We start from the raw sequence: 13,162 nt of genomic DNA, 5'->3' as shown, positions 1-13,162 counted from the left end.
AGCTGATCGCCCGCCACACCCGGCCAGTGGCGAGCCCGATATATGCAGAAGTTAGGACTTACTGCGTGCGAAAAGAATCGCTTGCTGAGCTTTCGCATCCGGGTCGAGCAGCATCTGGGCCTCGACCACGAATCCGGCATCGTGCAGCCAGGATGCCACCTGGTCCGGCTGACGGCGGTGGACATGGACCTTCATCGGGTGACCGCCGTAGCCCTCCGTCTTCAACAGCGACTCGTCGCCGACGTGAAACAGGAGTTGCAACGGTCCGCCGGGACGCAATGCTCGGTGGAAGCGCCCGAATACAGTCGGCACCTCGTCGTCTGGGATGTGGATCAACGACTGCCAGGCGAGCAGGCCGGCCACCGAAGTGACGGGCAGGTCCAGTTCCGTCATCGAGCCCACCTCGAACCGCAGGCCGGGGTGGTAGCGCCGGGCCACGTCGATCATCGCCGGGGAGAGGTCGATACCGAAGGCGTCGACACCGAGCTCATGCAGGTGGGCGGTGACTTCACCGGGGCCGCAGCCGACGTCCGCGACCGGTCCGCCGCCAACGGCCCGCACGCTGTCGGCGAACAACGCCAGAGCCGCGCGAAGGTACTGGTGTCCGGCGAGGGCGCCGCGCACTTGGTCGGCATAGCTGACCGCGACCGTGTCATAAGAGGTTCGGGTGTCGGCCAACCAGTCATCCGTGGTCATGACCGGCACGATATTCCATGATCGCGGCGGACTCTGCGCTACCCGGGAACGACGAAGGTGCCTCCACCCGGCCGGGTGGAGGCACCGGTAGGCAGGACGGCATTGCTCATTGCGCGGGCCCCGAGAGACCTTGGCCGACTCTGTCATCCGGTGGCGTGGGCATCGGTGACTGCGGCGAACGGCGGTACGCGTCTGGCCGTGACCGCTCAACGATTGCAGTGATACCCCGGATAACGGTCTGTTATCCGGGGTGACATCGGGGACGGCCTGCGGCGACCCCGTCGCGGCGCGACATGAAGCGACCCGGTTATCCGGGGCAAGCACTGACGAAGGGATCCGATGGCCGCGAAGGTGACCCGGCTACGCACCGCCCCGCCGGCGCGCACCCTGCGCATCGCCGCCGAAGCGTTCCTCGACACGATCAGCTCGGCGAACACCCGCCGCGCCTACGGCATCGCCATCGTCAAGACCGTCGACCAGCTCGACGGCCGCGGACCCGACGGACTCATCGGGCACAGCCGCGCCCTGGACGCGGTCACCGACACCGAAGTCGGCGCCGCGCTGGAAACCCTCTGGGGCGACGCCGCGGTGAACACCTGGAACGCGCGCCGCGCCGCAGTCGGCAAATGGCTGAGCTGGTGTGCCGAGCAGGGCTGGACCGCACCGCGAGTGCCGACCTCGGCCGCGCGGTCGACGCCGCCGGACTCCGACACCCCGGTCCGTTCCCGCACCGCGATCGACCGGCTCATCGGCCGCCGCGATGTCCACCTGCGGGAGAAGACGCTGTGGCGGATGCTGTACGAGACCTGCGCCCGCACCGAGGAGCTGCTCGGGCTCAACATCGAAGACCTCGACCTCGCGGGCCGCACCGCGGCGGTGAAGTCCAAGGGCGCCAAACCCCGCACCCGCCGGCGCGGCGCCGCCCACCACGAACACGTCCTCGAGAACGTGTACTGGGACGCGGGCACCGCCCGCCTGCTACCGCGGCTCATCCGCGACCGCACCCGCGGGCCGGTGTTCGTGACCCACCGCCGACCGGGGCCCGGCAAGTACCTCGCCGACCGCGACGTCTGCCCCACCACCGGCCTTGCCCGGCTCTCCTACGACCAGGCCCGCGACCTACTCGACGCCGCCACCGCCGTCGACGGCCCCGGGACCGGCTGGGACCTGCACGAACTGCGCCACTCCGGCCTGACCCACCTCGGAGAATCCGGGGCCAGCCTGCTCGAACTGATGGCCAAGTCCCGCCACCGCAAGGCCGAGAACCTGCGCCGCTACTTCAAACCGTCCCCACAGGCGATGCGCGAGCTGACCTCGATCCTGGGCCCGGGAGCCGAACGCCGCCGCTGACCAGCAGCTACGCCATATCCGTTGATTTTTCGGCGGTTACTACCGGAACCCCGAACACTACCCAGCCTGCCGAGGCGCGGCCGCGCGATCATCATCCACGACGACAGCGATGATCCGGTATGGGATCACTACAGGTTCCTTGACTGCCGCTGGCTCCGAGGGCTGGTCGACGCCGACTACCAACATCTCCGGGAAACTCGCAGTCGCTCGACGGTCCCAGTCTTCGTCTCGAAACCTTGGTTTCGAGACGCCGACCGTGCTCGGTCAGAGATTTCGGCGAACTTCGATGGGGCGAGGGGGTTTTCCGCTATCCGGGTCTATAACTCTGGGGACCGTGCGGGCAGAGAGCGCGGTCTCGGGTCGGCGAGGGAGGCCAACCTGGAGCGTGCGTGGAGGAGGAAATGTATGGGTACGTCGGACTTCGATGCTGTCCGAATCGGCAGCACATCCGATCCGGACCCCGCCGGTGCCATGTTCCCGGAGAAAGCCGGTGACGGCGTTCTCCGGGATCATGACCTCGACGTGGCCGTCTGCGAGATCGATGTGTTGAGCAGTGAACTCGCCGTCTTGGCGCCGGCCGGGGATTCGATCGACCCGGTGCTGTGGCCGTCTTGCCTGGAACGGGTGCAGGCAGATTTCGAGGTATTCGACCGGCTCGTCGATAGCGACGTCAAGGGCGAGCCGTGGGAACAGATCGTCGAGGCGCTGGACGCGTACGCGTCCGGAGTTCTGGATCCGTGGATCAGAACCGGGGTGATCTACGCCCAGACCTCACACAGACTGCTCGGCGTGCCGGACTGGCCGGCCGGGCGTGATCGGCTGGCCTGCGACCAGAACTACCGCGAAGAGATGATCGCCCACATCGTGGTCCGCGCCATGGAGAAACTGCAGAAGGGGCTGCGCGCCGGCACCGGCTGGAATCCGCGCAAAGGTCTATCGCTGGCGTCGTATTTCGTCACCGGCTGCCTGCACGAGTTCGTCTACCTGTTCAAGAAGGAACATAGATGGTGGACCACCCATCAATGCGAGCTCGACGACAGTTCCGACGAGCTCATCGGTTCGGCCGGGCTGTGGGATTCACGCCTGGGCGCCGATCCCGCCGATATCGTCATCAGCCGGATGATCGTTCTCGAACACCTGGCCGCCCTGTCCCCGGTGGACCGGACGGCGTTGTGGGCGAACCTCAGCGGCTACTCGAACGCCGAGATCGCCCACCTGCTGCAGGTGACGACGAAGGCGGTCGAACGCCGCCTGCACCGGCTTCGTCAGAAGGCCCGCCAGTCTGTGAGGAGCCTAGGATGAACGGACACGAAAGCACCGATGCCAACGCGGCAGAACTGGTCTCACACGTCCGTGCCCTGATCGAACGCACCGCCCTCGGCGCGGAAGGTCCACGCCGGCTCCGGGCGCGGGCCTCGCGTGAGCAGCTCGAAAGAATCCAGCGGTTGCGCCGGTCCGGCGCCGATACCGACCTCGGGCCGTCGGAGGCCGCGGCCCGCCGCCTCGTCGCCGAGGCGCTGGGACAGACCGGCCTGCCGCGGCGCATCCCTGATCCCGACCGCACCGTGGCCATGTACCGCCCGGTAGACCACAAGATCGGCTATCCCGATCCCGCGCTCCTCGGACCACACCGAACCGATACCGCCACCCTGGTCAAGGTCGCCAACTGGCTACGCCGCTCCAGCACCTGCTCCATCTGAGCCCGGAAGGCATCGTCGACGGGCTTTCCCCGGGGTCCGCGGTGGCACGCGCGTTACGAAAGTGGGGTGACAATCGCCGACAGCGCTGTGACCTGCACTCCCCGTCGATTTCCGGCTTCTGTTTGCGGCGTGCTGCATTGAGCACGCGGGGCAGATCTATGCCCCGAAGCCTCAGTCGAATCGACTGAGGCTTTTGTCGTTTCACCCCATATCGACTCCAAGCCCTCGGCACCTGCCGGGGGCTTTTTTGTGTCCGTAGGTGTCGTTGTCCAGTCATGTCCCGGTCACGGTCTCGTCGCTGTTGGCGGCGGGACTGTGGCCCCTGCTGATCCTCGTGCTCGCCGTCGTCGGCGTGACAGCTGTTGCCCTGCTGCGCGCGGAGAAGCAGGATGTACCTGCGGTATTCGCTTCGTTTGCGCGTGCTTTCGGTTTCCACAGGAACTCGGAAGACCCGGCCACCCCCGGTCCGGAGGACAACTCCCGCGCCGATGACACCGACCGACCCGCGGAGAATGAGCCCAGGTCGGCGTCGACACTGCCGAACCGACCCGCTGGCGGCTTGCCCGAATCAGCCGGTGAACGACTCGGGGCCGAAGCGGCCCCAGGCCACGAAGGCGGCCGCAGCGAGGTAGACGAAGTTCAGTGCGACGTATTTGTACTGGCCGTAGCGGGCGTGGGTGATCATCGCGCCGATCATCAACAGGATCCAGCACACGGCGGTCACCGGCACCATCACCGGTGCGATGTCGAGCACGGCGGGCAGGATCAGACCGGCCGCGGCCAGGATCTCCAGAGCCCCGAGGGTTCTGACGAATCCGGCGCTGGCGTGCTCGGTCCATCCCCCACCGGACTTTCTGCCCAGTTCGTCCAGCTTGTCCTTCGCCATGAACGCCTTGGTGGCGCCACCGAACAGGGACAGGGCCGCAAGCAGGCCGGCAACGATCCAGAGGGCGAGGTTCATGAGCGTCCTTGAGTTCGGCGGTCCGGGAGGACCGGGTGTGGCTGATGCCGGTCGTGGGCAGCCCTCTCAGCTTCCCGATGGTGTAACCGGTCGGCCATCAGACACCGCCCGACCTGGGTGTGTGACACCAGGCCAGCGTGACGTGCGCCACCGCACGCGCTGCCCTTGCGGCGGAGTCGGGCCGAACATGACCACCGGCCTTGGCGGGGCGAAGGTGTAGCGAGCGGCAGCTCGATCTAGGACTGGCACGACCCGTTCGGAAAACTGTTCCTGCAAACCCTCGCCATGGTCGCGCAGTTCGAAGCCAACCTCGGCCGCCTGCGCACCCGCGAGGGCATGGCCAAGGCCCGCGCAAAAGGCCGACTCAATGGCAAACAGCCGAAACTGCCTCTCGCAGCCCAAAAAACGATCTACTGCCGCTACCACGACCCTGACGACAATGCGAGTCTTCCCGATCTGGCCGAGGGAAACAGCGTCGGCCGCTCCACCATGGTCGTGCTGTGGCACACGTACGCGCACTCGTCGAAGGCCACGACCCTCGCTTGTGGGACGAATGACGAACCACCCACATGTTCATAAAAGGGGGTGTTTGCTGACAGAACCGACAGTGGGATCATCGCTGAACAGCGATGATCCCACTGTCCAACGTCCAGAAATGCATCATTTTATGAAGATGCTCATTCGGGTCGCACCGCCACCGGGTATGTGCGGGGTTCACCTGCGGTTGGTGAGGTGAACGGCGGTTGCCGGGTGTGAGGCTCGTGTGAGCCGGGGCGGGCCGGCCGGTCCGTGTCCGGGGGCCAGGCATGTCAACGTGAGGAGTTGCAATTGCCCGAACCTGCGAGCGACGGCATGGCCTTCCGGGAGTTTCGTGTTTCCCCCGCAAAGAACTGGGATGAGCAGCGGATCTACGGGCGAGCGCTGGAAGCAGTGATCTGGGGAATGCCCGCGGTCAGTATGGCCTTCTTCCGCCACAGCGCGTTCGAGGCCTACGGCATCGGCTACCACGACGTGATCGCGTTCTCCCACCCCGCGCTGCCCCGCCACGAACTGCTCACTTCCAACGCACAGGTCCCCTACATCTTCACCTTCTTCGACCTGCGCGACGGCCCGGTCGTAATGGACGTGCCACCGGCCGACAGACATTCCCTGCTCTACGGGCAGGTGGTCGACGCCTGGCAGGTGAGCATCGCCGATATCGGCCCGTCCGGACTGGACCGCGGCCGAGGAGGCAAATATCTGTTCGTGCCACCGGACTGGCACCAGCCACTGCCCGAGGGCTACCTCGTCGTTCTGTCGCAGAGTTATCGGCTGAACATGATGCTGCGCTCGGTCAAACGCGGCGATACCACCGACGAGCAAGCCGAGGCGTATGCGCACCGGCTCCGCATCTACCCGCTCGCGCAGGCCCACGATCCCGCAGCGACCCGGTTCGTCGACGGCTACCCCGGATCGTGGGACAGTCTGCCGCACTACGATCTCCGGTACTTCGAGCATCTCGCCGACCTGGTCTCGGTGGAACCGGTACGGGCGCGGGACAAGGTCATGATGGGGATGCTGCCGACCCTCGGCATCGAACCCGGCAAACCGTTCACCCCCGACGCCCGCACCACTGACATCCTGGAACACGCGGTCATCGATGCGCGTGCGGTCCTGGAGGATTTCTTCGAAACCCCAGGCCGGGCGATGAGCCGTACTGGCCCGGCAGCCAATGGGGTTTCCTCGCCATCGACCCCGACCGCATCCAGGGCTTCAGCTACGAAACCGACACCGCCCTCTACTACGAAGACCGCGCTGGTGGCATGTTCTACGGGGCAACCTTTCTCCCGAAAAGCCTGCAGGGCGGCGGCACCTTTTACCTGTGCTCGCTACGCGACGCCGACGGCGAACTGTTCCGCGGCGCGAACACCTACCGGCTGCGGGTCCCCGCCGACGTCCCCGCCGACGACTTCTGGGCACTGGTCGCCTACGACCTCGACAGCAAGTCCTACATCGCCAACGACCTCGACCGCAGTGGCCTGTCCAGCTTCGAACTCCCCTCGATGACCGTCAACAACGACGGCAGCGTCGACCTCTACCTCGCCGCCACCGCTCCCACCGGATCGGAATCGAACTGGATTCCCACTGCCGGCCGCGACTTCTTTCTGTTCTTCCGCTTCTACAGTCCCCAGCAATCCATCCTGGACCGCTCCTGGCACGGCCTATCCGACGTCGAACGCCTCGACTGACCGAACCCCGCACCGCTCTCCGCCCGCTGCGGACACACCGGCTGCGGTCGAACCACCGGCCTTCGGTTATCTGCCAGAGGGTGCGCTCACCGCCGACCATGCTGATCACCCCGGGCTCCCGCCCAGATGTCACGTACTCCCGCCATCTCAGCGGGTCTATCTCGCTAAAGGCTCCTCTCTGGTCAAGCCCCGGCCAGCAGAGAGGTACCAACTTGTTGAATTGGGGCCGGAGTTCGTGGTCTGCAGCCATGATCTTCGAGGCTGCGGTCGGGATCGCTCGGGAAACACCTGTCACCCTCCGGGATTGACCTTCTAACGGCATGCGTCCCGGCCGTGGCCGCCGACAGGGAGTGGCTTGAGAGAGGTCTGCACCGCCCGAAGTTGGTTTGCCCTCCTCGTTGGAACCCGTTCGTTCGTAGGTCCTCCTGGAGGTGTCATGCCGAAAACCACTCCCACCGATCAGGTCGTGATCGCTGTCGACCCGCACAAAGCATCGTGGACGGCAGTCGTTGTCGATCAACAGTGCCGGCCGCTCGGTTCATTACGTGTCGAGGTCAACCGCACCGGCTATCGGCAGCTGCGCCGATTCGCCCAAACCTGGCCCCACGCGATCTGGGCGATCGAAGGAGCTCGTGGGCTCGGAGCGCCCTTGGCGCAGAAGCTGGCCATCGACGGTATCGAAACTCTCGATGTTCCAGCCAAACTTGCCCACCGGGTCAGTGCTCTCGACCGGCCACGGCCGCAAAACCGACGCTCTGTCGGTCGGTATCGCCGCACTCAACAGCACCGGACTGCAGTCCATGCGCACCGACCCGACCGCCCAGGTGCTGCGAACGCTCACCGAATACCGCGACGACCTGATCCGCACCCGCACCCAGACCGCCAACCGACTGCACCGCCTGCTGGTCCAATTGGTGCCTGCGGGGCTGCCGAAACGGCTCACCGCCGAGGCCGCGGCCCAGCTGCTGCGGTCGGTGCGTCCTCGTGAACACTACGGCCGGGCTCTCCGCCAGGTTGCTGTCGACCTGGTCGCCGAACTTCGCCGGCTCGATCGCCGCATCGACAGCGCGACCGACTCACTCAACGCCGTCGTCACCGAATCACGCACCCAACTCACCACCATCCATGGTGTTGGCACCGTGGTGGCCGCGAAGATCCTCGCGCACACCGGCGACATCCGCCGCTTCCGATCCGCCGCCGCGTTCGCCTCCTACGCTGGTGTCGCCCCGATCGAAGTATCCTCCGGAGACGCCCGCCGCCACCGGCTCTCCCGCGCCGGCGACCGTCAGCTGAACTACGCCCTGCATGTCATCGCGATCACCCAGATCCGCCGCGATACCGTCGGGCGCGCTTATTACCAGCGCAAACGTGCCGCCGGGAAAGGCCATAAGGAAGCGCTGCGATGCCTGAAACGCCAGCTCTCCGACATCGTCTACCGAATCATGCTCCGAGATGCCGGTACCTCTCTGCTGGCCGGGGCTTGACCAGAGAGGAGCCCTTAGATCCACAGTCCCGCCGGATTGCGGGCACCGACGATTGGGCGAACGGCGCGGCACAGGATGTAGCGCAGCTCGGCTGGGCCGGGGTCCGAGCACGCCCGGTCAGTTTCCCGTCGGTTCTTCTGGGCGCGCTCGATCAGGGTGTCGCACGCCAGCATGCACCAGCGGGGAGCCCACGATCTGCTGGTCGAAGTTCCGGGCCCGCGTTGTCCGGAGGCGGGACTGCGGTCGTGGTGCTGGGCACCGACGTGCCGGGCGGCACCGTGCTCGATACGATCGGACGTCGCGACGGTCCGATGACCGGCTGTGGTGGACACATCCGGGCACGACTCTCGGCGGGCCTGCAGGCTCCGGGCAAGATTTCGGCAGCGTTCCCGCCGCTGGATACCTCTGCCATCACCGCGATGATGACAGGGCAGCGCGGTTGGTGTTGTGAGTGCTCGAGGTAGGTGGGTTCGCACGGGTTACAGAGACTTGTAGGTGGTGATGGCGAGCAGGATCAGAGTGAGGGTGCTGCCGAATCCGATGCCGGCGGCACAGATCGTGGCCGCGAGGGTAGCGCCGTCGGTGCGGGCGAGCAGACCCGCGGTGAGGGCGACGAGGGTGGCCGCCAGCACGGCTGTGGTGAGCAGCAGGGCCTTGGTTATGGTGGGCATGAGTGGGTCGTTCTCCGTTTCCGGCCAGGGTTTGTCGGTCGAGATCAGCAAGCCCGACCGTGCACGACCTCGTCCAGCGAAGCCCAGCACAATGCGCGTGGAAAACACAGGTCAAAGCGGGTTTATCGGATTCGCCGAGAGCGGCGGTTCCGTTCCGAGTCACCCGAGTCGGAGAGGGAACAGACCGTGACGGGTAGCCGGCCTGACCGCCCGAAGTACACGCGCGCGGGTTACGTCCAGGCCTTCTTCAAACTCCATGCCGAGGCGAAGAACCCCTATCCCCAGGACGTCGCGGCGTGGATCCTGGCCAAGAAGAACCGGCGGGTCTCGGCCAACACGATCACCGAATGGCTCAAACCCAACCCGGTGGTTCCCCGTGATGTCGAGAAGTTCGTATTGGTGCTGGAATGCCTGCACGTGATGGCCGGCAAGCCATGGCCGCTGCCGACCGAGACGCTGCGACGGTGGCAACAGCGCCGCGCCGACGCCTACGCCGAAGCGCGCGCCACAGCGACGGAGAAACCGGGACCGGTCCAGGCGTCACCGGGCACCAGCGTGGCTGGTTCGCCGGACGAGGCCGGCCTCTTCCCGGCCGCTGTTTCACCCACGGGCGAATCCCGGGATGTCGTGGCGGTAGGCAAGATCCCTGCTGAACCTGTCCATTTCGTGGCGCGTGAGCAGTTGCGCCTACTCGCGCAGAGCGCGGCCACCTCACGGGTGTCGGTGGTGGTGACCGGGATGCGGGGTGTGGGCAAGACACAGTTGGCCGCCGCGTACGCGCGCGAGGCCATCGATTCGGGTATCGGGTTGGTGGGTTGGGTCGACGCGGAAACCGATGGTGCTCTGCTGGAGGGTTTGGCGGCCATCGCATCCCGGCTGGGGGTGGCCGATCCCGAGGGAGACTCCCAGCGCTCGGCGCATCGACTACGCGATCACCTCGTCACCCGCACCGAGCCCGGTGTGCTGGTGTTCGACAACGCCACCGACCCGGACCGGGTCGGTGAGTTCGTTCCGGTCCGCGGTGGCACCAGGATCGTGATCACCAGCACCGACCACGCCTTCACGACGCTGGGAACACTCGTCGATCTCGAGGTCTACACCCGCGCGGAGTCGATAGCGTTCCTGCGCAATGCCACCGGTCTCGACGACGACTACGGCGCCGACCGTATCGCCGGCCAACTCGGGGACCTGCCGCTGGCCCTGACCCAAGCCGCGGCCACCATCACCATCCGCCGAGTCGACTACACCCGCTATGAGACACTGCTCGACCAGCCGCTGCCCGCGGCGCTGACCCGCCTGGCCGGCTCACCGCACCCGCACCGGGTGGACAGAGCGATCCTGCTGTCACTGGAAACCACCGAAGCCGCCAGCGGCGACACCGAACTCGACACCGCGGTCCGCGACCTCCTCGAACTGATCGCGATGCTGTCCCCATCAGGGGTATGGGTGCAGATCTTGCCCGATCGGGCAGGACGTCTCCATGAGGCTCTGGCCCGCTGCGAGTGGGGGTCACTTCTGACCCGCTCGACCACCGGTGACGCCGTGCTGATGCACCGCCTCATCTCCCGGGTGCTGCGCGAACGCGCCTCCACCGAACAGACACTCACCCAATATCCGGCCGAGGAGACGGGACCCGGGCTCGGGCGGTTGGCGAACAACGCCCTGGAAGTGATCGAAGACCACTTCTTCGATACGAATCAGGCCTGGAAGTATCGCGAGACCGTCGCGCACCTGATCGATCACATCGACGCGATCTGGAACAGCCGGGCCCACACCACGAACACCCCCCTCGCCCAGAGATCGGCACAGGCCCGAATCTGGGCCGGACGCCAGTTGATCGAGGCCGCCGACACCACCCGCGCGATCTCCTACACCTACCAAAGCCTCGCCGACACGGCACTGCTCCTGGGCACCAGCCACCACGCCACCCTCGCCTGCCGCTTCAACCTCGCCATCGCCTACCACGCGGCAGGCCGCGTAGAAGAAGCTGTCTCGGTGTTCGAGCTGACGCTCTCCGACGCCGAACGGGTGCTGGGCTTCGATCACCCGGACACCCTGCTGTGCCGCAAAGACCTCGCCGAGAGTTACACCGCGACGGGCCGGATCGACAAGGCAATCCCGCTCTTCGAACAGACCATGGCCGACGCCGAACGAGCTCTGGGGCTCGACCCCCTCACCCTCGCCGTGCGCAACCAACTCGCCAACGCCTACTCGACCGCGGGCCGGCTCGAGGAGGCGATAGGTCTGCACGAGCAGACTTTCGCCGACCGCGCCCGCACCCTGGGCGCCGAGCACCCCGACACGTTGACTTCCCACAGCAACCTCGCCCTCGCCTACCAGGCAGCAGGCCGGGTGACCGAGGCCATCGCGGCGTCCGGGCAGGCTTTCACCGATCGCGCCCAGATCCTGGGCCCCGACCACCCCTCCACCTTGGCATCCCGCGGCAATCTCGCCCTCGCCCATCACGATGCGGGGAAGTCGACCGAGGCTGTGACGTTGTTCGAGCAGAACCTCACCGAATACGAGCGAGCTCTCGGCCCCGAGCACCCCGACACCCTGCGAGCACGCGGCAACCTCGCCGCGACGTACCGGGACGCGGGCCGGGTAAGCGAGGCGATCGTCTTGTTCGAGAAACTTCTCGCCGACACCGAGACAGTCCTGAGCCGCGACCATCCCGACACTTTGCGCGCACGCGGCCACCTCGCCGCGACGTACCGGGCGGCGGGCCGGATGAGCGAGGCGGTCGTGTTGTGCGAGCAGACTCTCGCCGACTACGAGCGGGCTCTCGGGCCCGATCACCTCGACACCCTGCGGGCCCGCAGCAACCTTGCTGCGACGTACCGAGCGGCGGGCCGGGTGAGCGAGGCGATCACGGTAGCCGAGCAATCCCGGATCGACCGTGAGCGGGTCCTGGGATTCGACCATCGGGAGGCATTGCGTGGCCGTGTCAACCTCGCCGTCACGTACCAGGCCGCCGGCCGTGCCGAATCCGTCCCGCTACTCGAGCAGGCCCTCACCGACGCCGACCGCATCCTCGGCAGCGACCACCCCGACACCTTGAGCCTCCGCAACGACCTCGCTGCCGCCTACAAAGTGGCGGGTCGGATACCCGAGGCGGTGACGTTGTTCGAACAGTCCCGCACCGACACCGAGCGAGCCCTGGGCCCCGACCACCCCCTCACCTTGCACGCCGCCGGCAGCCTCGCCTACGTCTACGTGATGGCGGGCCGAGTGCCCGAGGCGATCACGTTGGCCGAGCAGACCCTCACCAATTTCCAACGAATCCTCGGCCCCGATGACCCCCGGATTCCGGCCTGCCGCGGCAACCTCGCCCTCGCCTACCGAGTAGCGGGTCGGATACCCGAGGCGGTTGCCGTCTCCGAGCGGGCCTACGCCGACGCCGAGCGCATCCTCGGCGGCGACCACCCCGACACCCTGACTGTCTGTCACCACCTCGCCGACGCCTACCACTCGGCGGGCCGGGTGGGCGAGGCGATCCCCCTCTACGAAGACATCCGCGCCACTCGCGAACGAATCCTGAGCCCCGACCATCCCGACACGCTGGCCGTGCGCAACAACCTCGCCCACGCCTACCACTCGGTCGGCCGGGTTCCCGAGGCGATCGCCCTGTTCGAGCAAGTCCTCTCCGACACCGAGACGTCCCTCGGCGACCACCCCGCCACCTTGACCGTGTGCAAAAACCTCGCCGACGCCTACCACCTCGCCGGCCGCGTGGACGAGGCGACCGCCATGTCCGAGCAGGCCCTCACCAAACATGAACGGGTCCTGGGCTCAGACCATCCCGAGACCGTGACCGTCCGCAACAACCTCGGCGACACCTACCTGGCGGCGGGCCGGGTGCGCGAAGCCATCGCAACGTTCGAGCAGGCACTCACCGACGCTGAGCTCACCCTCGGACCCGACCACCCCGACACCCTGACCATCCACGACAATCTCACCCGCGCAACCCTGCAGGCCGGGTGAACAAGACCACCCATTCGGGCCGAGGCTCCATCACCCCAGCCGCCGAAGCATCCGCAGCCGAAATCACCTAATAGGCACCCGGGACGGG

The 13,162-nt window shown here is 66.7% G+C and carries 9 protein-coding genes and 2 pseudogenes; 8 read left to right on the top strand and 3 right to left on the bottom strand.

The window, feature by feature from the left end; all coding sequences use genetic code 11:
* Positions 1–51: 51 nt before the first annotated feature.
* Positions 52–696, bottom strand: a complete 645-nt coding sequence (locus OG804_RS02100; RefSeq protein ID WP_328398201.1) for a class I SAM-dependent methyltransferase — start codon at positions 694–696, stop codon at positions 52–54.
* 339 nt (positions 697–1,035) lie between these two features.
* On the opposite strand from OG804_RS02100, the gene OG804_RS02095 reads away from it, so the two are divergent.
* From OG804_RS02095 to OG804_RS02085, 3 genes are all read left to right on the top strand, one after another.
* Positions 1,036–2,046: a tyrosine-type recombinase/integrase gene (locus tag OG804_RS02095; RefSeq protein ID WP_328393277.1), complete on the top strand. Its 1,011-nt coding sequence runs from the start codon at positions 1,036–1,038 to the stop codon at positions 2,044–2,046.
* Positions 2,047–2,451: 405 nt separating this feature from the next.
* Positions 2,452–3,348, top strand: a complete 897-nt coding sequence (locus OG804_RS02090; RefSeq protein WP_328393275.1) for a sigma factor-like helix-turn-helix DNA-binding protein — start codon at positions 2,452–2,454, stop codon at positions 3,346–3,348.
* Complete coding sequence (locus tag OG804_RS02085; RefSeq protein ID WP_328393273.1) at positions 3,345–3,746, top strand: hypothetical protein; 402 nt, start codon at positions 3,345–3,347, stop codon at positions 3,744–3,746. Before OG804_RS02090 ends, OG804_RS02085 begins: the two co-directional genes overlap by 4 nt.
* A 568-nt stretch (positions 3,747–4,314) precedes the next feature.
* Here OG804_RS02085 and OG804_RS02080 read toward each other — a convergent pair.
* A complete protein-coding gene (locus tag OG804_RS02080; protein ID WP_328393271.1) occupies positions 4,315–4,707 on the bottom strand; it encodes a DoxX family protein in 393 nt (130 codons plus the stop codon).
* 252 nt (positions 4,708–4,959) lie between these two features.
* Here OG804_RS02080 and OG804_RS02075 point away from each other — a divergent pair.
* The 4 genes and pseudogenes from OG804_RS02075 to OG804_RS02060 form a co-directional block, all read left to right on the top strand.
* Positions 4,960–5,286: pseudogene (locus OG804_RS02075) on the top strand (recombinase family protein); the annotation flags it as partial.
* A 273-nt stretch (positions 5,287–5,559) separates the two neighbouring features.
* Positions 5,560–6,093: pseudogene (locus tag OG804_RS02070) on the top strand (DUF1254 domain-containing protein); the annotation flags it as partial.
* 416 nt (positions 6,094–6,509) lie between these two features.
* Positions 6,510–6,935: a DUF1214 domain-containing protein gene (locus tag OG804_RS02065; RefSeq protein WP_328393269.1), complete on the top strand. Its 426-nt coding sequence runs from the start codon at positions 6,510–6,512 to the stop codon at positions 6,933–6,935.
* Between the two features lie 509 nt (positions 6,936–7,444).
* Positions 7,445–8,419 carry an IS110 family transposase gene (locus tag OG804_RS02060; protein ID WP_328393267.1) on the top strand — a complete coding sequence of 325 codons (975 nt, stop codon included), beginning with the start codon at positions 7,445–7,447 and terminating at the stop codon, positions 8,417–8,419.
* 479 nt (positions 8,420–8,898) lie between these two features.
* On the opposite strand, the gene OG804_RS02055 is transcribed toward OG804_RS02060, so the two are convergent.
* Complete coding sequence (locus OG804_RS02055) at positions 8,899–9,090, bottom strand: hypothetical protein (RefSeq protein WP_328393265.1); 192 nt, start codon at positions 9,088–9,090, stop codon at positions 8,899–8,901.
* Between the two features lie 186 nt (positions 9,091–9,276).
* On the opposite strand from OG804_RS02055, the gene OG804_RS02050 reads away from it, so the two are divergent.
* Positions 9,277–13,074, top strand: coding sequence for a tetratricopeptide repeat protein (locus OG804_RS02050; RefSeq protein ID WP_328393263.1), 3,798 nt, complete (start codon positions 9,277–9,279; stop codon positions 13,072–13,074).
* The last annotated feature ends 88 nt before the right edge of the window (positions 13,075–13,162 follow it).

Origin of the sequence: Nocardia sp. NBC_00416 (genome assembly GCF_036032445.1) — a bacterium.
Classification (GTDB): Bacteria; Actinomycetota; Actinomycetes; order Mycobacteriales; family Mycobacteriaceae; genus Nocardia.
This window is presented reverse-complemented; position numbering and strand designations above follow the sequence as displayed.

Excerpts from the sequence above, each read along its gene's own strand:
- OG804_RS02100 (WP_328398201.1), bottom strand. The coding sequence starts at position 696 with ATGACCACGGATGACTGGTTGGCCGACACCCGAACCTCTTATGACACG.
- OG804_RS02065 (WP_328393269.1), top strand. The coding sequence starts at position 6,510 with ATGTTCTACGGGGCAACCTTTCTCCCGAAAAGCCTGCAGGGCGGCGGC.
- OG804_RS02080 (WP_328393271.1), bottom strand. The coding sequence starts at position 4,707 with ATGAACCTCGCCCTCTGGATCGTTGCCGGCCTGCTTGCGGCCCTGTCC.
- OG804_RS02095 (WP_328393277.1), top strand. The coding sequence starts at position 1,036 with ATGGCCGCGAAGGTGACCCGGCTACGCACCGCCCCGCCGGCGCGCACC.
- OG804_RS02090 (WP_328393275.1), top strand. The coding sequence starts at position 2,452 with ATGGGTACGTCGGACTTCGATGCTGTCCGAATCGGCAGCACATCCGAT.
- OG804_RS02085 (WP_328393273.1), top strand. The coding sequence starts at position 3,345 with ATGAACGGACACGAAAGCACCGATGCCAACGCGGCAGAACTGGTCTCA.
- OG804_RS02055 (WP_328393265.1), bottom strand. The coding sequence starts at position 9,090 with ATGCCCACCATAACCAAGGCCCTGCTGCTCACCACAGCCGTGCTGGCG.